The sequence below is a fragment of the Agrococcus pavilionensis RW1 genome, assembly GCF_000400485.1.
GTDB classification, from domain to species: Bacteria; Actinomycetota; Actinomycetes; order Actinomycetales; family Microbacteriaceae; genus Agrococcus; species Agrococcus pavilionensis.
Window position 1 is genome coordinate 17,903 of sequence record NZ_ASHR01000006.1, and the last position, 17,449, is coordinate 35,351.

Annotated in this window: 22 protein-coding genes; 9 read left to right on the forward strand and 13 right to left on the reverse strand. The window is 73.9% G+C overall.

Going from position 1 to position 17,449, the window contains the following annotated elements:
* Positions 1 to 22: 22 nt before the first annotated feature.
* On the reverse strand, positions 23 to 247 hold the full coding sequence (locus L332_RS17510) for a helix-turn-helix domain-containing protein (protein WP_021009533.1): 225 nt from the start codon (positions 245 to 247) through the stop codon (positions 23 to 25).
* On the reverse strand, positions 247 to 726 hold the full coding sequence (locus L332_RS17515) for a DUF2975 domain-containing protein (protein WP_021009534.1): 480 nt from the start codon (positions 724 to 726) through the stop codon (positions 247 to 249). The genes L332_RS17510 and L332_RS17515 overlap by 1 nt, the downstream gene beginning before the upstream one ends.
* Before the next feature lie 112 nt (positions 727 to 838).
* Here L332_RS17515 and L332_RS17520 point away from each other — a divergent pair, with 112 nt between their 5' ends.
* The 5 genes from L332_RS17520 (at position 839) to L332_RS17540 (ending at position 4,137) form a co-directional block, all read left to right on the forward strand.
* The gene (locus tag L332_RS17520; RefSeq protein WP_235045055.1) at positions 839 to 1,918 is read left to right on the forward strand and encodes a DUF998 domain-containing protein; all 1,080 of its coding nucleotides are present in this window, start codon (positions 839 to 841) and stop codon (positions 1,916 to 1,918) included.
* On the forward strand, positions 1,915 to 2,472 hold the full coding sequence (locus tag L332_RS17525; RefSeq protein WP_021009536.1) for a hypothetical protein: 558 nt from the start codon (positions 1,915 to 1,917) through the stop codon (positions 2,470 to 2,472). The genes L332_RS17520 and L332_RS17525 overlap by 4 nt, the downstream gene beginning before the upstream one ends.
* A 3-nt stretch (positions 2,473 to 2,475) precedes the next feature.
* On the forward strand, positions 2,476 to 3,039 hold the full coding sequence (locus L332_RS17530; protein ID WP_081645972.1) for a DUF998 domain-containing protein: 564 nt from the start codon (positions 2,476 to 2,478) through the stop codon (positions 3,037 to 3,039).
* Positions 3,036 to 3,248 carry a DUF5302 domain-containing protein gene (locus L332_RS17535; protein WP_021009538.1) on the forward strand — a complete coding sequence of 71 codons (213 nt, stop codon included), beginning with the start codon at positions 3,036 to 3,038 and terminating at the stop codon, positions 3,246 to 3,248. Before L332_RS17530 ends, L332_RS17535 begins: the two co-directional genes overlap by 4 nt.
* Positions 3,249 to 3,312: 64 nt before the next feature.
* A complete protein-coding gene (locus L332_RS17540; RefSeq protein WP_021009539.1) occupies positions 3,313 to 4,137 on the forward strand; it encodes an SDR family oxidoreductase in 825 nt (274 codons plus the stop codon).
* A gap of 3 nt (positions 4,138 to 4,140) precedes the next feature.
* Here L332_RS17540 and L332_RS17545 read toward each other — a convergent pair whose 3' ends face one another.
* Positions 4,141 to 4,872: an MBL fold metallo-hydrolase gene (locus L332_RS17545; RefSeq protein WP_021009540.1), complete on the reverse strand. Its 732-nt coding sequence runs from the start codon at positions 4,870 to 4,872 to the stop codon at positions 4,141 to 4,143.
* 50 nt (positions 4,873 to 4,922) lie between these two features.
* Between L332_RS17545 and rmuC the strand changes: the two genes are divergently transcribed.
* From rmuC to L332_RS17560, 3 genes are all read left to right on the forward strand, one after another.
* Complete coding sequence (gene rmuC, locus L332_RS17550) at positions 4,923 to 6,374, forward strand: DNA recombination protein RmuC (RefSeq protein ID WP_021009541.1); 1,452 nt, start codon at positions 4,923 to 4,925, stop codon at positions 6,372 to 6,374.
* A 4-nt stretch (positions 6,375 to 6,378) separates the two neighbouring features.
* Entirely contained in the window at positions 6,379 to 7,026 is a 648-nt protein-coding gene (locus tag L332_RS17555; RefSeq protein WP_021009542.1) for an NUDIX hydrolase, read from the forward strand.
* Between the two features lie 89 nt (positions 7,027 to 7,115).
* Positions 7,116 to 7,742 carry a MarR family winged helix-turn-helix transcriptional regulator gene (locus L332_RS17560; RefSeq protein ID WP_021009543.1) on the forward strand — a complete coding sequence of 209 codons (627 nt, stop codon included), beginning with the start codon at positions 7,116 to 7,118 and terminating at the stop codon, positions 7,740 to 7,742.
* On the opposite strand, the gene L332_RS17565 is transcribed toward L332_RS17560, so the two are convergent.
* Genes L332_RS17565 through idi form a run of 9 tightly spaced genes read right to left on the reverse strand, consistent with a single transcriptional unit; the run spans position 7,699 to position 15,243 of the window.
* Complete coding sequence (locus L332_RS17565) at positions 7,699 to 8,118, reverse strand: pyrimidine dimer DNA glycosylase/endonuclease V (RefSeq protein WP_021009544.1); 420 nt, start codon at positions 8,116 to 8,118, stop codon at positions 7,699 to 7,701. The two genes, L332_RS17560 and L332_RS17565, sit on opposite strands and share 44 nt — an antisense overlap.
* Entirely contained in the window at positions 8,115 to 9,644 is a 1,530-nt protein-coding gene (locus L332_RS17570) for an SDR family oxidoreductase (RefSeq protein WP_021064859.1), read from the reverse strand. The genes L332_RS17565 and L332_RS17570 overlap by 4 nt, the downstream gene beginning before the upstream one ends.
* Positions 9,641 to 10,540 carry a prenyltransferase gene (locus L332_RS17575; RefSeq protein ID WP_021064860.1) on the reverse strand — a complete coding sequence of 300 codons (900 nt, stop codon included), beginning with the start codon at positions 10,538 to 10,540 and terminating at the stop codon, positions 9,641 to 9,643. Before L332_RS17575 ends, L332_RS17570 begins: the two co-directional genes overlap by 4 nt.
* On the reverse strand, positions 10,533 to 10,865 hold the full coding sequence (locus L332_RS17580) for a lycopene cyclase domain-containing protein (protein WP_021064861.1): 333 nt from the start codon (positions 10,863 to 10,865) through the stop codon (positions 10,533 to 10,535). The genes L332_RS17575 and L332_RS17580 overlap by 8 nt, the downstream gene beginning before the upstream one ends.
* Positions 10,862 to 11,200: a C50 carotenoid epsilon cyclase gene (locus L332_RS17585; RefSeq protein WP_021009546.1), complete on the reverse strand. Its 339-nt coding sequence runs from the start codon at positions 11,198 to 11,200 to the stop codon at positions 10,862 to 10,864. Before L332_RS17585 ends, L332_RS17580 begins: the two co-directional genes overlap by 4 nt.
* Positions 11,197 to 12,777, reverse strand: a complete 1,581-nt coding sequence (crtI, locus tag L332_RS30525; RefSeq protein WP_021064862.1) for a phytoene desaturase family protein — start codon at positions 12,775 to 12,777, stop codon at positions 11,197 to 11,199. Before crtI ends, L332_RS17585 begins: the two co-directional genes overlap by 4 nt.
* Positions 12,774 to 13,682: a phytoene/squalene synthase family protein gene (locus L332_RS30530; RefSeq protein ID WP_021064863.1), complete on the reverse strand. Its 909-nt coding sequence runs from the start codon at positions 13,680 to 13,682 to the stop codon at positions 12,774 to 12,776. Before L332_RS30530 ends, crtI begins: the two co-directional genes overlap by 4 nt.
* Entirely contained in the window at positions 13,679 to 14,698 is a 1,020-nt protein-coding gene (locus L332_RS17600; RefSeq protein WP_021009547.1) for a polyprenyl synthetase family protein, read from the reverse strand. The genes L332_RS30530 and L332_RS17600 overlap by 4 nt, the downstream gene beginning before the upstream one ends.
* Complete coding sequence (gene idi / locus L332_RS17605; protein ID WP_021009548.1) at positions 14,695 to 15,243, reverse strand: isopentenyl-diphosphate Delta-isomerase; 549 nt, start codon at positions 15,241 to 15,243, stop codon at positions 14,695 to 14,697. The genes L332_RS17600 and idi overlap by 4 nt, the downstream gene beginning before the upstream one ends.
* Before the next feature lie 61 nt (positions 15,244 to 15,304).
* Here idi and L332_RS17610 point away from each other — a divergent pair, with 61 nt between their 5' ends.
* A complete protein-coding gene (locus L332_RS17610) occupies positions 15,305 to 15,877 on the forward strand; it encodes a MarR family winged helix-turn-helix transcriptional regulator (protein ID WP_021009549.1) in 573 nt (190 codons plus the stop codon).
* Here L332_RS17610 and L332_RS17615 read toward each other — a convergent pair.
* Entirely contained in the window at positions 15,874 to 17,277 is a 1,404-nt protein-coding gene (locus tag L332_RS17615; RefSeq protein ID WP_021009550.1) for an ATP-dependent DNA helicase, read from the reverse strand. The genes L332_RS17610 and L332_RS17615 overlap by 4 nt on opposite strands.
* Between the last annotated feature and the right edge of the window lie 172 nt (positions 17,278 to 17,449).

Below are 17,449 nucleotides of genomic sequence, written 5' to 3' on the forward strand. Positions count from 1 at the left end.
GTGACGGGGCGGATGCGTCGGCTCAGCCCGACGCATCCGCCCCGTCGTCGACCCACTCGAGCAGGTCGCCCGGCTGGCACTCGAGCACCCGGCACATCGCCTCGAGCGTCGAGAAGCGCACGGCCTTCGCACGGCCGTTCTTCAGCACCGCGACGTTCGCAGGCGTGAGCCCGACGCGCTCGGCGAACTCCCCCACGCTCAGCTTGCGCTTGGCGAGCTCGACGTCGATCCGCACGACGATCGGCATCAGATCACCTCGTCGAGCTCGGCGCGGTAGCCGCTCGCCTGCTGCAGCAGGCCGCGCATGACGAGCATGAGCAGCAGCGGCAGGAGCGAGAGCACGACCGGGCCGAAGAGCGCCATCGGGATGCCCGGGTCGCGCAGCTCGGGCGTGAGGAAGACGACCGCGACGACGACGAGCGCGCCGGCCGCGAGCAGCGCCCAGCCGATCGCGAGCGCCCACACGATCGCGTCGACCCAGCGGTGCGCCTCGTCGCTGAAGATGCGGTCGCGCTGCACGAGCGTGAGCAGCCGCCAGATGCAGACGATGACCGCGAGCACCGCGACGATCACGAGCGAGAGCACCGCCTGCGCGCCGATGCGGAACCACAGCGCCTCGTCGGCGAGCTCGCCCGGCAGCGACAGCAGCAGGATGACGATGAGCCAGGCGGCGGCGAGCGCGAGCGCGACGCGGAGGAGCAGGACGATCCACGGGGAACGGAGCATGCATCGATCATCGTGCTATATCTATCGAAAGGCAATAGAAAGTGTGGCCAGCGATCAAGGTCGGACACCGGTCGACGCTCGCTCGAGGGTGCAGGGTGGTTCCATCGGTTGCGTGGAAGCCGTCCCAAGCGTGGAGCTGCGTCGCGAGGCGCAGGCGATCGCGGCCGCGTGGGGCTCCTTCGGCGCGGGAGCAGCGTTCGCGCTCGTGGCGCTGTGGGGCGATCCGCGTCCGATCGCCGGGGAGGGCTCGCTCGCGCTGCCAGCCGCGGGGATCGTCGCCCTCGTCGCGGCGGCGGCCTTCGCCCTCAGCACGCTCCTGCACCGCCGCGCCGAGACCCGCCCGATGCCGCCGTGGCAGCGCACGATCTCGCGCGTCTCGACGGTCGCGCTCACCATCGGCTTCGCGGCCGTCGCCTACCTGGGCACCCTCACGGGCGCCGAGATCCTCGCGCTCGGGCTGCAGGGGCTCGAGGCACCGGCGATCGGCGGCGCGCTCCTGACGGGCATCGCGAGCGCAGCGGGCGGCTGGCTCGCCTTCCGCGCCGGCATCGAGCTCACCACGCGCGACCTCGCGACGCTGCTGTTCGCCTTCCTCACGATCGGCACGGTCTTCGCGATGCTCACTGCCGCCGATCCGCGCTGGTGGGAGCGCCACTTCTCCGACCTCGGCGCGGGCAGCGGCGCCGGCTCGTGGGCCTTCAACGGCACGGTCGTCATCGCCGGGCTGCTCGTGGCCACCATCGGCGCGTACCTCGGCCGCGACCTGCATCGCTGGCTCGGCGATGCCGCGCTCGGCGGCATCGCGCGGGTGGTCGCGCTCTTCGCGCTCACCGGCATCGCGCTCGCGGGCGTGGGCCTCTTCCCCGTGCCGAGGGCACCGCTGCTGCACAACATCGCCGCGTTCGGCTCGCTCGGCCTCTTCGTCGCCTCGGCGGCCGCCGTGCTGCTCGTCATGCCGCGGCCGCCACGAGCGCTCATCCTCACGACCGCGGGCGCGGCCATCGCGATCGTCATCGCGCTCCTGCTGTGGCGCCCGCTCGCCGTCTACTCGGCCGCCGGCCTCGAGGCTGTGGCGGTCGGCATCGCCTTCGTCTGGCTCACGACGCTCGCGCGCACGATCGCCGCCGCCTCGCCCGACGCATCCCGCCCCTCCGCCGTGCCGCACCTCCTGCGTGCCAGGGTGGACGCTTGACCACGCGGCCGGCGCCGACCGACGCTCCCCCGCAGGGGCGGCGCGCCCGGCAGGAGCTCCAGGCGGTCGTCGCGGGCTCGATCGCGGGCGCCGCGGCCTTCGCGCTCGGCCTCGTGCTCATGGGCGAGGGGCTGCGCCCGATCGGCGGCAGCGCATCCGTCGCGCGCATCGCGGCGCTGACGACGGGCACGGCAGCCGCGCTGTCGTTCCTGGTCGCGAACCTGCGGTCGACGACGCCCATGCCGCGCCTCGGCGGCCATTGGAGCCGCGCGGTGCGGGTCGTCAGCACGATCGCGATCGCGCTCGTGTGCTTCGGGCTCGGCTACCTCGCGGCGCTCTCGGCCGGCGAGATCATGCAGGCCGGCTTCCGCGGGCTGCAGCTCGACCCCTTCGCGGGAGCGCTCGCGTGCGGGCTCGCGGGCGCCGCGGCGGCGTACCTGACGCATCCGCTCGGCCACGACGTCGGCACCCGCACGCTCGGCGCGCTCGTGCCGTCGTTCCTCGTCGTCGGCGTCATCTTCTCGATGCTCACCGCCTCGCAGGAGGACTGGTGACAGCTGCACTTCTCGCAGCTCGGCGTCGGGGGCGGCATCTCGGGCTTCGCCTTCAACATGACGCTCGTGCTCTCGGGCGTGCTCGTCGCGACGATGGGCGCGTATGCGCGCGGCGACCTCGAGTCGGCGACCGGCCGGGCGAGCACGGGCTCGCGCTGGGTCGGCCGGCTCATCGCGGGCATCGGCGTCTCGATGGTCTTCACGGGCCTCGTGCGCATCGACATCGCCGAGTGGCTGCACATGGTCTTCGGCTCGAGCATGGTGCTGCTGTTCTGCGTGCTGTGCGCGGGGCTGCCGTGGTTCGCGCCCCGGCTGCCGAGGTCGATCCACCTCGTGTCGATCGCGATGGTCGTCGCGACGATCGGCGCGCTGCTGCTGTGGGAGCCGGTCCGCTACTACAGCTTCACGGGCTTCGAGTTCGCCGCGTGCGGCTTCATCTTCGTCTGGCTGAGCGCATTCATCCGGGCGCTCGCGGCGGCTCGGAAGGATCGGGCGGATGCCGTCGGTCGGCCGAGCGGGCCGGCGGACTCGACATCGGCACCGGCAGGCGGCAAGGTGGGGTCATGAGCGAGAACGAATCGGCAGCGACGCACCCGCAGGACACCCCCGACGGCGTCGAGAGCGCCGAGGACGCCCAGCGCCGCAAGTTCCGCGAGGCGCTCGACAAGAAGAAGCTCGGCCACCACGGCCAGGGCATGGCGCCGCAGGGCGGCGTGCAGGGCGCGCACTCGGGCCCCGCGGTGCAGAAGCGCGTGCACCGGCGCAAGAGCGGCTGAGCCCCAGGGGTGCGATCATCGGGCTGATGCCGGGCAGGACCGGCACGGTTCGAAGGAGAGCACCTTGGCACGCACAGCGATCATCACGGGCGCCGCATCCGGCATCGGGCGGGCGACGAAGCAGCTGCTCGACGAGCGCGGCTACCGCACCGTCGGCGTCGACCTCGCGGGCAGCGACGTCGACGGCGACCTCTCGACGCCCGCGGGCCGTCGCGCGGCGGCCGACGCCGCCCTCGCCGCCGCGGGCGGTGAGGTCGACGTGGTGGTCGCGAGCGCAGGCATCGCTGCGCCGATCGCCAAGACCGTCGCCGTGAACTACTTCGGCGTCACGGAGTTCCTGGACGCCCTGCGGCCGGCGCTCGCGCGCTCCGCCGCACCGCGCGTCGGCATCACCTCGTCGTTCTCGTCGCTGCAGCCGACGTCGGCCGAGCTCGTCGACGCGCTGCTGGCCGGCGACGAGGCGAAGGCGCTCGAGATCGGCGGCGCCGCCGAGGCCCAGGGCCCGCAGGTGGGATTCATCAACTACAGCGGCTCGAAGCGCGCGATCAGCCGCTGGGCGCGGAGGGTCGCGCCGACCGCCGAGTGGGCGGGCGCGGGGATCGCGGTGAACTGCGTCGGCCCCGGCATCGTGGAGACGGCGATGACGGCGGATCTCATCCGCGACATGGGCGATGCGCTCGACGCGCAGCTGCCGATGCCGCTCAACTACCACGCGAAGCCCGAGACCGTCGCGGCGCTGCTCGCCTGGCTCGTGAGCGAGGAGAACACCCACGTCACCGGTCAGACGATCTACGTCGACGGCGGCGCCGAGGCGCTGCTGCGCGGCGATGACATCTTCAGCGCACTGCCCGACGTCGGCGGCGAGGCGCCCGGCGACGCGCCCGCGTAGGCGTCAGCCGGCCTCGGCCAGGTAGCTGAGCTGCGCCGCGGTCGACGCCTCGGCGGCGAACCGCACGTCCGGATCGAGGTCGGCGTAGACGAGGTCGACGACGTCCCCGACCGTGGCGTCGGCCGCGCTCGTGCCGAGCTCGCGCAGCGCCCGCCGCACCTGCTCGAGGCGCTCGAGCCGGTGCGCGCGGTACTGCCGCGCGATCGCGGCGACCGAGGGCAGCGGGTCGCCGTGGCCGGGCAGCACCTCGAGGTCGCCGAGCTCCTCGAGCTTGTCGAGGCTCGCGAGGTAGGGCGCGATCGCACCGTCGGGGTGCATGATCACGGTCGTGCCGCGGCCGAGGATCGTGTCGCCGGTGAGCACCGCGCGGTCCGGCACGACGATGCTGACGGAGTCGTGCGTGTGGCCGGGGGTCGCGAGGATCTGCAGCTCGGCGTCGCCGACGGGGATCCACTCGCCGTCGACGAGCGGCGAGCCACCGTGGCACTGATCGGCGTCGAGGCCGCGCAGCACCGCGCCGGTCGAGCGGGCGAGCTCGCGCGCCGCCTCCGTGTGGTCGGTGTGCTTGTGCGTCACGAGGATGAGCCGAGGCGCGAGGTCGACGAGCCGCTCGACGTGCTCCACGTCGGCGGGACCGGGGTCGACGACGACCTCGCCGCCGAGCACGTAGGTGTTGGTGCCGTCGAGGGTCATCGGTCCGGGGTTCGGTGCGACGATGCGCTGGATCTCCACCATGCGACCGAGGGTAGCCCCGGCATGTCAGCGGCATCTGGTGACATGGGGGCATGGAACCGCTCCTGGTCGTCGCCGCCGTCGTCGGCATGCTGCTCGCCGGCGCGCTCGGCGCGCTGCTCGGCTCGCGCGCCGGTCGTGCCGGCGCCGCCGCCGAGGCCGCGGCGAGCCTGGGCGAGCTCCACACCGCCCGCAGCCGCCTCGAGGTCATCGAGGACGAGCGTGAGCGAGAGCGCGACGTGACCGAGCGGCGGCATGCCGCGCAGCTCGAGGAGGTGCGCGCCGAGGCGGCGCAGCGCCTCGCCGAGGAGCGCGAGCGCGGCCGCGAGGCGCTCGCCGAGCTGCAGCAGGACGCCCAGCGCCGCGCCGACGAGTTCGCCAAGCTCTCGAGCGCAGCGCTCGAGCGCAACTCCGCCGTCTTCCTCGAGCAGGCCGAGGAGCGCTTGCGCCGCTCCCAGAGCGAGGGTGCCGCCGAGCTCGCGAAGCGCGAGCAGGCGGTGCAGCAGCTCGTCGAGCCGCTCTCGAAGTCGCTCGAATCGGTGCGCTCGGAGGTCACGGCCGCCGAGAAGGCGCGCGCCGAGGCGAACGCCGCGCTCGCCGAGCAGCTGCAGCTCATGCGGTCGAGCTCCGAGCGGCTCTCGACCGAGACGCGCCAGCTCGTCACGGCGCTGCGGGCACCGCAGGTGCGGGGCCGCTGGGGCGAGCTGCAGCTGCGGCGCGTCGTCGAGGCGGCCGGCATGCTGCAGCACGTCGACTTCACCGAGCAGGCGCACCACGTCACCGACGACGGCGCGCTACGCCCCGACATGCTCGTGCACCTGCCCGGCGACAAGCAGGTGATCGTCGACGCGAAGGTCGCCTTCGCGGGCTACCTCGAGGCGATGGAGGCGAGCGACGACGCGACGCGCGACAAGCGGCTCGACGCGCACGCGCGCCACCTCCGCGACCACATCGACCAGCTCGGCTCGAAGGCCTACTGGGAGGCGGTGCCCGGCAGCCCCGAGTTCGTCGTCATGTTCGTGCCCGCCGAGCCGTTCCTCAACGCGGCGCTCGAGCGCGACCCGACCCTCTTCGAGCGGGCCTTCGAGCGCAACGTCGTGCTGGCGACGCCCGCGACCCTCGTCGCGCTCCTGCGCACGGTCGGCTACACCTGGCGGCAGGAGCAGCTCGCCGGCGAGGCGCTGCAGGTGCTCGAGGTCGGCCGCGAGCTGCACAAGCGGCTCGGCACGATGGGCACCCACCTGACGAAGCTCGGCAGCAGCCTCAACCGCACGGTCGAGGCGTACAACGCCTTCAACGCATCCCTCGACCGCAACGTCGTGACCCAGGCGCGGCGCTTCTCGAGCCTGCAGGGCCTCGAACCGTCGCTCGAGCGGCAGCCGCCGCTCGAGGTGCTCGCGGTCGCGGCGCAGAAGCCCGACATGCACGCCGACGAGGCGATCCGCGACATGGCGCGCGCGGAGGCCCGGGATGCCGCGGAAGCGGGGCCCTCGGCGGTAGCGTGAGCGCGTGACCGAGATCCCCGTCGCCGCGACCCTCGTGCTCGTGCGCGACGGGCACGCCGGCGCCATCGAGGTGCTGCTGCTCCAGCGGCCCGACCGCGGCTCCTTCCCGGGCGGCTGGGTCTTCCCCGGCGGCCGCGTCGAGCCGGTCGACGAGGCGGCCGACGAGGAGACCACGGCGCGCAACGCCGCGGTGCGCGAGACGGCCGAGGAGAGCGCGCTCGTCGTCGACCCCCAGTCGCTCGTGCCGCTGTCGCAGTGGATCCCGCCCGAGCAGCTCGCGACGAAGTTCCACACCTGGTTCTTCGTCGCTCGCGCGCCCGAGGGCGAGCTGCGCCTGCAGCAGGCCGAGGCGATCGACGCGACCTGGATCCGGCCGGCGGATGCGCTCAAGCGGCACGGGAAGGGCGACCTGCGGCTCTTCCCACCCACGTGGGTGACGCTCGACACGCTCCTGCCGTTCCCGACCGTCGACGCGGCCCTCACCGCCATCGCCGGCCGCGAGCCGCAGCGCTACGCGACGAAGCAGGACCCCGCCCGCGCGCTCGCCATCTGGGAGGGCGACGAGGCGTACGACGGCGGTGCCGACTCCGAGGAGGGGCCGCGGCACCGGCTGCACGTCGGCGCGCTGCCGTGGCGGTTCGAGCACCGCTGACCGGCGTCGATGCGACTGCGTCGGCGGCACAGCGTCCTGAGCAGATGCTAAGCCTGGCGAACTATGAGCCGAAGTAGTACCATCGGTTCATGAGTGAGGTGGGGCGTGACGTCGATCGCGACCTCATGGACCCCCGCCGCCTCGACGCATCCGCCCGCCTCGTGCGCGAGCAGGGTCCGAGCGACGCCGAGGTCGACGAGATCACCGACCTCTTCCACGCGCTGCGCCGCTGGCACCGCACCTCCGCCGCGCACAGCGAGGCGAGCCGTCGCTACATGCGGCTCGGCGAGAACGACATGCGCGCGATCCGGTACGTGATGTCGGCCGGGCACGACGGCGGCATCGTGACCTCGTCGATGATCGCCGAGCACCTCGGGATCACGGGGCCGTCGGTGACGAAGCTGCTCGACCGGCTCGAGCACGGCGGCCACATCCGCCGCGAGCGGCATCCGCGCGACCGCCGCGCGCTCTCGATCGTCGTGACCGACGAGACCCGCGCGCAGGCGACCGCGTCGGTGGGCGCCGATCACGCGCGGCGCTACGCCATCGCCGCCGCGCTCTCGCCGGAGGAGCGCCGGGCAGCGACGAAGTTCCTGAGCCTGCTCGCCGACCTGCCGGTCGTCGAGCACCTTGCGGCCGAGTCGGAGGCATCGGCCCGCCGCGCGAACGCGACTAGGGGCGCTCCCACTCCGCGACCGGCCCCGGCTCGACCGTGAAGAGCGGATGCGGCACGGGACGACGGGCGTACCGGAGCCGCTCGGGCGTGCGCTTGGCGAGCTTCGCCCGCAAGTGGGCCCACTCGAACTCGAGCTGGCCCTCGGTGACCGTCATGCGGGGCGCGGGTCCCGGCATGTCGATGCGCGAGCGGTCGAAGCGGTAGCCGCGGGCCTCCGCGGCGTCGGCGACTCCGGCGAGGTAGGCGCCGATCGCCACGACCGGATCGGGCTGCTCCCGGAACCGCTGCAGCTGCGGGTGGCGGGTGTAGCCGCGCGTGCGGCCAGCGAGCACCGCTTGCGCGAGCAGCGCCTCTCGCCAGCACGCCGTGAGCCCCGGCCGATCGAGCAGGCCGGGGTGGAGCGACCAGATCCTCACGAGCGCGCCTCCGCCGCCGCGACGATGCGGCTCGCCATGACCTCGAAGATCACCTGGTGCGCGGGCACGAGCGACCACCAGTAGAGGCGACCGCTCAGCCCGCTCGGCAGGAACACCGCGCGCTGCCGGTAGTGCGCGCCGCTGCCGCGCGGGGTCACCTCGAACTCGATCCACGCGCGGCCCGGCACCCGCATCTCGGCGCGCAGCCGCAGCAGTCGCCCGCGCTCGATGCGCTCGACGCGCCACCAGTCGACGACGTCGCCCTCGCGCAGCGCCTCCGGGTCGCGGCGGCCGCGGCGCAGCCCGACGCCGCCGACGAGGCGGTCTGCGAGGCCGCGGATGCTCCACAGCAGCGGCACCGAGTACCAGCCGCGCTCGCCCCCGATCGACTCGACGACGCGCCAGACCGACTCCGGTGACGCATCCGTCGACCGCTCGCGCGCATCCTCGAAGACGGTCGATCCCGACCAGGCCGGATCGCTCGGCAGCGGATCGGAGGGGGCGCCCGCGGGGCTCGCCGAGCGCCAGCTCGACTCGATGTCGCCGGAGCGCTCGCGCGCGAGCGCGAGCCGCACGGCGTGCCGGTAGCCGGTGAGGCCGGCCGCGGGCGGCGGGATGACGGCGTCGATGCGGCGCTCCTCGACCACGCAGTCGTGCAGCAGCGAGCCGATGAGGGGCACGGCGATCGCGCGCGGGACCGGCGTGACGAGGTTGACCCACTGCGACGCGAGCCACGGCGTGAGCACCGGGAGCGGTGCGATCGGCCGCTGCGGCAGGCCCGCCTCGAGCGCGTAGCCGTTCATCACCTGACCGTAGCGCAGCACGTCCGGGCCGCCGATGTCGAAGGCGCCGTGCACCTCGCTCGGCACCGTGGCCGCGCGCACGAGATAGTGCAGCACGTCGCGCACCGCGATCGGCTGCACGAAGTTGCGCACCCAGCGCGGCGCGGGCATGTAGGGCAGCACCTCGGTGAGGTGGCGGATCATCTCGAAGGACGCGGATCCGGAGCCGATGACGATGCCCGCCTGCAGCACGATCGTGGGCACGCCGGAGGCCAGCAGCGTCTCGCCGACGGCGACGCGCGACGCGAGGTGCTTCGAGAGCCGCTCGCCCTCCGGGTGCAGCCCCGAGAGGTAGACGATGCGCTCGACGCCCGCCGCCCTGGCCGCGGCGGCGACGTGCCGCGCCTGCGCGAGCTCGGCGGCCATGAAGTCGCCGCCCGCGCTCATCGCGTGCACGAGGTGGAAGACGACCTGCTGGCCCTCGAACGCCGCGGCGAGGCCCTCGGGCTCCTCGAGGTCGCCGCGGACGACCTCGACCTCGTCGACCCAGGGAGCGTCGGCGAGCCGGCCGGGATCGCGCGCGAGCGCGCGCACCCGGTGCCCGGCGAGGGCGAGCCGCGGGATGAGCCGCCCGCCGACGTAGCCCGTCGCGCCGGTGACGAGCACCGAGCGGCGCTCCGCCTCGGGCAGCCGCTCGATCGGCGGCTCGGGCGCGAGCCGCGCCACGCTTGCGTGCGCGGTCATCGGCCGAGCATCGCCCACGCGATGCAGAGCATCGTGACGACGAATCCGCAGCCGTAGTTCACCCACAGGAAGCGGCGCCAGCCGCGGTTCGCCTCCGCGCTCGACGCGTCGGTGATCCTCCAGAACGGCGCGGCGAGCACGATGTACGGCACGGCGACGAGCGCCCCGAGCGACGCGGGCCAGGGCGCGAGCAGCATGAGCACGCCCGCGGCGGCCCACAGGGCGATCGCGAGGCGCACGGTCGCGCGGGCGCCGAGCACCGTCGCGATCGAGGCGATGCCGCCCTCGCGGTCGGGCACGACGTCCTGCACGGCGCCGAAGGCGTGGCTCGCCATGCCCCAGCAGAAGAACGCGACGAGGATGGCGACGAGCTGCGGCGTCCAGTCGGCGCCGGCGAGCACGAGGCCGTAGACGGCGGGGCTCACGAAGTGGGTGCTCGAGGTGATCGAGTCGAGCAGCGGCACCTCCTTGAAGCGCAGGCCTCGCGCCGAGTAGGCGACGACCGCGAACAGGCTCACGGCGAGCACCGCCCACGACGCCGGGCCTCCCATCGCGATGAGCGCGACGACGAACGGCACGGCGAGCCCGATCGACCACGCGAGCGTCGCGCGGTGCGTCTCGGGCGGCAGCAGCGCACCCTCCACGCCGCCCTTCCGCGGGTTCTTGGCGTCGGATGCGTAGTCGAAGACGTCGTTGATGCCGTACATCGCGAGGTTGTACGGCACGAGGAAGAAGAGCGTGCCGATGATCGTGCGGACGTCGACGGCGCCGGTGGTGAGCACCATCGCGGCGGCGAACGGGAAGGCGGTGTTGATCCAGCTCACCGGGCGCGAGGCGAGCAGCAGCCGGCGGGCGAGGCCGGGGCCGGTGACCGCGCCCTCGGCGACCTCACGCATCCGTCGCCTCCGACGCGTCGTCGCCCCTGCGCGCGGCCCGGCTCGGCAGCAGCGTCCAGATGGCGGCGGCGAGCAGCACGGCGATGAGCGCGTAGCCGAGGTCCTCGATCGGCGCGAGGGCGATGTGCGGGCCGAGGAGCTTCGCGTCGTCGTAGCGGAAGAGGTCGGCCGCGATCATGAGCGAGTCGAACACGATCGTGAGGGCGAGCACGATCGCCGCGGCGATCGCGAGCGCGCCCCAGCGGCGGCGGTCGCGGCGCAGCGCGAGCACGGCCGCGACGATCGAGGCGGCGAGCAGCGGCGCGAGCACGAGGATGTAGCTCACGCGCGCTCCTCGACCCGGGCGCGACGGCTCGCCAGCAGCCGCTCGCCGGCCGCGAAGGCGACGAGCGAGACGTAGGCGAGGAAGGCGATGAAGAAGAGCTCCTCGATCGGCAGGTGCGGCAGCACCTCGAAGCCGGTCATCCAGGGCGACGCGCCGAGCCGGAAGTTGCCGGTCGCGATGCACGCGAGGTCGGTGATGAGCAGCACCGCGGCGGTGCCGGCGACCGCGCCGAGCGCGCGCAGCGGGTCGGCGAAGAGCGCGAGCCGCCACCGCGCGTCGAGGAGGCCGACGCAGAAGGCCGAGACGACGATCGCACCGAGGTAGACGAAGCTCACGGCCGCTGCCCCGCCCGCTCGGGCTCGAGCGGCTGCAGCGGGCCGGTCGAGCGCTCGCCGCGCACGTGCTTCACCACGAGCTCCGCCGAGATGAGGCACATCGGCACGCCGATGCCGGGGACGGTCGTCGAGCCCGCGAGCAGGAGGTCGCGCACCGACGCGTGCTTCGTCGAGCCGCGCAGGAACGCCGACTGCCGGAGCGTGTGGGCCGGGCCGAGGGCCGTGCCGCGCCACGCGTCGAGGTCGGCCGCGAAGTCGGCCGGACCGACGGTGCGGCGCGTGACGACCCGCTCGGCGAGCCGCTCGATGCCCGCCCACTCGGCGATCTGCGCGATCGCGCGATCGGCGATCGCCTCGACCGCGGCGTCGCCGGCGCCGTCGACGCCGCCGCGGCCGAGCCGCGGGTCGGCCGGCACGGGCACGAGCACGAAGAGCGCCTCGTGGCCGGCGGGCGCGACCGAGGGGTCGGTGGCGGAGGTGCGGCTGACGTAGAGCGACGCGGGGTCGGTGACGCCGTCGGCCGGGTCGGCGGCGGGCGGGCCGAAGATGCGCCCGAAGCCGTCCTCCCAGTCGCGCGTGAAGAGCAGCGTGTGGTGCTCGAGCTCGGGCAGCTCGCCCTCGACGCCGAGCATGACGAGCACGGCGGAGGGGCCGGCGACGCGCTTCGCCCAGCGGCGTCGGGCGCGCTCGGCGACCCCGGGCACGTGCGCGAGCAGCTTCGTGTCGGTCGCGTGGCCGTCGGCGGCCGAGACCACGAGGTCGGCGTCGATGCGCTCGCCGCTCTCGAGCAGCACGCCGCGGGCGGCGCCCTGCTCGACGACGATGCGCCGCACGCGCGCGCCCGTGCGCAGCTCAGCGCCCGCCTCGCGCGCGAGCCGGGCCATCGCCTCGACGAGCACGCCGAAGCCGCCCTGCGGGTACCAGACGCCCTCGACGAGGTCGAAGTGGCTCATGAGGTGGTACATCGAGGGCGCCGACCTCGGCTCGGTGCCGAGGAAGACCGCCGGGTAGCCGAGCGCCTGCCGCAGCCGCACGTCGCGGAACGATCGCGCGACGCGGGAGTGCAGGGTCTCGACGAGCAGCCGCGCGAGCGTGGGCAGCCGGGTGCCGACGCCGACCCCCGCGAACGCGCCCGGCGAGTCGAAGCGGTTCGAGAGCAGCCCCGAGGTCGCGAGCTCGGCGGTCTCGCTCGCCGAGCGCAGGTAGCGCCGCAGCTCCTCCCCCGCGCCCGGCTCGATGCGCTCGAACGCCGCGATCGTCGCCTCGAGGTCGCCGGAGACCTCGAGCGGCTCGTCGACGCCCTCGTAGAGCACCTTGTAGGCCGGGTCGAGCCGCACGACGTCGACCTCCGCTTCGAGGCTCGAGCCGAGCATCCGGAACGCGTGCTCGTAGGGCTCGCGCATGAGCATCCACGAGGGCCCGGTGTCGAACGTGAAGCCCTTCGAGCGCCAGGTGCCGGCGCGGCCGCCGAGTGCCTCGCCCTGCTCGACGAGCACGACCTCGTGGCCGTCGCGCGCGAGCAGGCCCGCGCTCGCGAGCCCCGCGATGCCGCCGCCGATCACCACGATGCGGCTCATCGGGCCGGCTCCAGCCGCGCCTCGCGCGCGCTCGTCGCGCGGGCGACGCTCGCGCCGAGCGCGGCTCGGGCGACGATCGCCGCCTTCTCGGCGCTCGGCACGCTGATGCGGCGCCGGGGCAGCTCGTCGGCGGGGGTCGCGCGGATGCGTCGGGCGAGCGCCGCGAAGAGGCCGTGCGCGGCGAGCACGGCCGGGCGCGCCTCGCGCGGCAGCAGCGGCACGGTGTCGCGCGCGATGCGCAGCTCTCCCTCGAGCCGGTCGAGCACGCGGCCGACGGCCTCCTCGGTCGGATGCGCGGGATCGACGCCCGGCAGGTACGCGCGGCCCAGGCCGTCGGCGTCGGCGCCGATGTCGCGCAGGAAGTTCACCACCTGGAAGGCGGAGCCGAGGGCGCGGGCGCCGCGGTCGACGCGCCGCGCCTGGGCGTCGGGCAGCCGCCGGCCGCCGAGGAAGCAGCGCACGCACATGAGGCCCACGACCTCGGCGGAGCCGTAGACGTAGCTGCGCAGCTCGCGCTCGTCGCGGAACGCGACGGGCTCGAGATCGCGCCGCATCGCCGCGAAGAAGGGCGCGGTCTGGTCGGCCGTGATGCCGACCCGGCGGGCCGTCTCGGCGAAGGCGTGCACGACGAGGTCGGCGCTGAAGCCGGTCGCGACCGCGCGCTCCACCTCGCGCTCGAGGGCGTCGAGCACCTCGCGGCATGAGCGGGTGTCGAGGCCCGACTCGGCGCCGGGCCCGTCGACGATCTCGTCGGCGACGCGCACGAGGGCGTAGACGCTCGCGATGTCGCCGCGCATGACGGGCGGCAGCAGCCGGCTCGCGAGCCCGAACGATGTCGAGTACGCCTCGATGACCGTCGCGCTCGCGCGCCGGGCGGTGCGCGTGTAGAGGTCGAGGCCCGTCATCGTCCCCGCTCCACGCAGCGCGCGAGGATCTGCAGCAGCTCGTCGCGCACCGACTGCTCGACCGGGGCGGCGACGAGCAGCGCGCGCACCTCGTCGCCCCCATCCGCGATGCGGCGCTCGACCTCGTCGAGCGCGCCGCTGCCGCGCATGACGTGCCGCACTCGCGCGGCGGCGCCCTCATCGGCACCCGGGTCGCCGTAGTGGCTCGCGACGCTCGCCCAGGCCGGATCGCGGCTCGCGAGCGCCGAGAGCAGGGTCGGCGCTCCGGCGCGGATGTCGCTCAGCGTGCTCTTGCCGGTGATCGCCTCGTCGCCGAAGACGCCGAGCACGTCGTCGCGCAGCTGGTAGACCACCCCCATCCGCAGGCCGATGTCGCCGAGCGCGGCGATCGCGGCATCGTCGCGGCCGCCGAGCACGGCGCCGAGCTCGAGCGGAGCGCGGAAGGAGTAGTCGGCGGTCTTGCCCTCGAGGATGCGGTCGATCGCGGCGTGGTCGGGCGTCGCGCCGGCGAGCAGGACGTCGTCGTGCTCGCCCTCGGCGGCGCGCACCATCGCTCGCGTGACGATCCCGAGCACGCGCGAGCGCAGCGCGCTGGGCGCGTCGAGCGACCCGAGCGAGGCGATCGCTCGCACGAGCAGCGCATCGCCCGTGACGATCGCGGCGGCGAGGCCGAGCCGCTCGGCCCGCGCCGGCGCGAGGCCGGCCTCGGCGGCGAGATCGCGCGCCTCGCGCGCGACCGACGGCTCGCCGCGACGCTCCTCGTCGCCGTCGATGACGTCGTCGTGCACGAGCAGCGCCGCGTGCAGCAGCTCGATCGCCGCCGCGACGGCGACGACGGCGTCGCGATCGGCGCTGCGGCCGGCCGCAGCCATCACGAGTCGGGGGCGGAGCAGCTTGCCGCCGGCCGCGGCCCGGGCCGCCGCGGCCTGCACGGGGTGCGGACCTGTCGGCGCGGCGAGCTGCGCGATGCGCTGCTCGACCTCGGCGAGCAGCGTCGGCGCGTCGACGGCGGTCACGACGCACCCGCGAGCGCGTGGAGCTGCTCCGCCTGCAGCACGAGCCAGGGGCTGAACGCCCACGGCGTGGCGACGACGCTCGTGCGGAGGTCGTCGGGGTCGACCCACTGCCACTCGGCGACCTCGCTCGGCTCGGGTTCGAGCGGGCCCGCGATGCGGCCGACGAAGACGGGGCAGCGCTCGTGCTCCACGATGCCGCTCGCGTCGACCGCGCGGTACGCGAAGTCGGGCAGCACGAGCCGCAGGTCGCTCGCGCTCGTGCCGAGCTCCTGCTGCAAGCGCCGCTGCACGGCGTCCTCGAACGACTCCCCGGGCGCGGGGTGCCCGCAGCAGCTGTTCGTCCACACACCGGGCCACGCCTGCTTCTCGAGCGAGCGGCGCGTGATGAGGAGCCGGCCCTCGTCGTCGAGCAGGTAGCACGAGAACGCGAGGTGCAGAGGCGTCGAGTCGGTGTGCACCGTCGCCTTCGGAGCCGAGCCGATCGGCGTGCCGTCGTCATCGAGCAGCACGACCAGCTCTTCGTCGTTGAGCGGCGGGTTCTCCATGCCCCGAGAGTAGCAAACACTTAGCCATTGCAACTATGAGTTGTGGCAATAGAATGAGCGCATGCCGCAGACGCCGAACGAGGGTCCGCACGAGCGCGAGATGCTCGATCCGCGCCGCTACGACGTGTCCTCGTCGTTGGTCTCCGAGTATGGCTTGAGCGACGGCGAGGTGGAAGAGGTCATCGACCTGTTCGACGCGCTGCGGGGCTGGCACAGCGCATCCGAGGCGCAGAGCGAGGCGAGCCGGCGCTACATGAAGCTGAGCGAGAACGACATGCGCGCGATCCGCTTCATCATGGCGACGACCCGCGAGCAGCGCATCGTCACGTCGACGATGCTCGCCGAGCACCTGCGCATCACGGGGCCCTCGGTGACGAAGATGCTCGACCGGCTCGAGCGCGGCGGCCACATCCGCCGTGAGCCGCACCCGACCGACCGCCGCGCGCTCTCGCTCTTCGTCTCCGAGAGCACGCAGCAGACCGCGAACTCGACGGTCGGGCGCTACCACCTGCGCCGCTTCCAGGTCGCGTGCGAGATGTCGAGCGCCGAGCGCCGCACGGTGACGGCGTTCCTCCGCCGGCTCGCGGAGGTGCCGCTCCTCGACCCCGGCGCCGAGGCGCCGCAGCCGGGCTAGAACGGCAGCGGCCCGTCGGGCGCGAACGCCACCACGGCGCGGTCGCGGCCGTCCTCCTCAGCCGCCGTCTCGGCGGGCTCGGCACCGGCGGCCGGGGCCTCGCGCAGGTCGGTCGCGGCCGCTCGAGCCGCGTCGCGAGCGCGCACCTCGTGGATGAACCGGCGCACGCGCTGGTCGACGATGATGTCGCCCGGTCGCAGCGGCCGCGAGAGGTAGAGGCCCTCGAGCGAGGTCAGGCGCGAGAGCGCGACGTAGGTCTGGCCGGGCGCGAAGGCGCGCGAGCCGAGGTCGACGACCGCCTCGTCGAAGGTCTTGCCCTGCGCCTTGTGGATCGTGACCGCCCATGCGAGCCGCAGCGGGAACTGCGTGAACTCGGCGACGACGTCGCGCTTGATCTCCTTCGTCGTCGGCGAGTAGGAGTAGCGGTACTGCTCCCACACCGCCGGCTCGACCTCGTGCTGCTCGCCGTCGACCTCGACCCACACGGTGCCGCCGATGTCGACGACCTTGCCGAGCGATCCGTTGACCCATCGCCCCTCGGCGTCGTTGCGCAGGAACATCACCTGCGCGCCGAGCTTGAGCTGCAGCTCGACGTCGGCCGGGTACTGGCGGCCGCCGTAGTCCCCCGAGACCTCCGCGACAGCCGTCTTCGACTTCCCGGGCAGCTGCGCGAGCGCGCGGCCGTTGATGCGCGTGACGGTGTCGTTGCGGCTCGCGAGCGTCAGCACGTCGTCGGCGGGCTTGCGGGCGCCCGCGTCGTTGAGCAGCTGCGCGATCTCGGCGGTGACGGTGCCGTGCCGCACCGCGTTGAGCGCCATCTTGAACTCGAGGTCGGTCTGGCGGTGGATGTGCACGAGCTCGACGACCTCGAGCTCCGCCTCCTCGCACCACACGCGGGCGTCGAAGAACCACATCGATTCGTAGTGGTCGGCGAAGTAGGCGCGCTCCTCGGCGTCCCCCGGCACGGGCGCGAGCTGGTACGGATCGCCGAACATGACGACCTGCACCCCGCCGAACGGCACCGAGCGCACACCGCGAGCCTGCCGCAGCGACCGGTCGATCGCATCCATCAGGTCGGCGTTCACCATCGAGATCTCGTCGATCACGAGCAGGTCGAGCGAGTTCAGCATCTGCTTGAGCTCGGTGCGCTGCCGCAGGGGCGCATCCGCGATCACGCCGAGCGGCAGCTTCAGGAGCGAGTGGATCGTCTGCCCGCCGACGTTGAGCGCCGCGACGCCCGTCGGCGCGCACACGATGATCTGCTTGCGCGAGTGCTCGGTGAGGTGGCGCAGCAGGGTCGACTTGCCGGTGCCCGCGCGGCCGGTGATGAACAGGTGCCCGTCGCCGTCCTCGATGCGCCGGAAGATCGCCAGCTGCTCGGGGGTCAGCTCGACGTCCATCCCTCCATCCTCCCGCACCGGCGGCGCAACCGGGCCTGCACGCGCGGGCAGCTGTTGATGCGCCACGCCGTGGAACAGCGGGCCGCGACGCGCTGTTACCCACTGTGACGCCGCATCCGCACACCGTGCGCTCGCGTGCGCCATCATGGATGCCGACGGAAGAAGGGGGATG

Coding starts and splice junctions, on each gene's coding strand:
- L332_RS17510 (WP_021009533.1), bottom strand. CDS start 247: ATGCCGATCGTCGTGCGGATCGACGTCGAGCTCGCCAAGCGCAAGCTG.
- L332_RS17570 (WP_021064859.1), bottom strand. CDS start 9,644: ATGACCGCGCACGCAAGCGTGGCGCGGCTCGCGCCCGAGCCGCCGATC.
- L332_RS17560 (WP_021009543.1), top strand. CDS start 7,116: ATGAGTGAGGTGGGGCGTGACGTCGATCGCGACCTCATGGACCCCCGC.
- idi (WP_021009548.1), bottom strand. CDS start 15,243: ATGGAGAACCCGCCGCTCAACGACGAAGAGCTGGTCGTGCTGCTCGAT.
- rmuC (WP_021009541.1), top strand. CDS start 4,923: ATGGAACCGCTCCTGGTCGTCGCCGCCGTCGTCGGCATGCTGCTCGCC.
- L332_RS17535 (WP_021009538.1), top strand. CDS start 3,036: ATGAGCGAGAACGAATCGGCAGCGACGCACCCGCAGGACACCCCCGAC.
- L332_RS17545 (WP_021009540.1), bottom strand. CDS start 4,872: ATGGTGGAGATCCAGCGCATCGTCGCACCGAACCCCGGACCGATGACC.
- crtI (WP_021064862.1), bottom strand. CDS start 12,777: ATGAGCCGCATCGTGGTGATCGGCGGCGGCATCGCGGGGCTCGCGAGC.
- L332_RS17575 (WP_021064860.1), bottom strand. CDS start 10,540: ATGCGTGAGGTCGCCGAGGGCGCGGTCACCGGCCCCGGCCTCGCCCGC.
- L332_RS17610 (WP_021009549.1), top strand. CDS start 15,305: ATGCCGCAGACGCCGAACGAGGGTCCGCACGAGCGCGAGATGCTCGAT.
- L332_RS17515 (WP_021009534.1), bottom strand. CDS start 726: ATGCTCCGTTCCCCGTGGATCGTCCTGCTCCTCCGCGTCGCGCTCGCG.
- L332_RS30530 (WP_021064863.1), bottom strand. CDS start 13,682: ATGACGGGCCTCGACCTCTACACGCGCACCGCCCGGCGCGCGAGCGCG.
- L332_RS17615 (WP_021009550.1), bottom strand. CDS start 17,277: ATGGACGTCGAGCTGACCCCCGAGCAGCTGGCGATCTTCCGGCGCATC.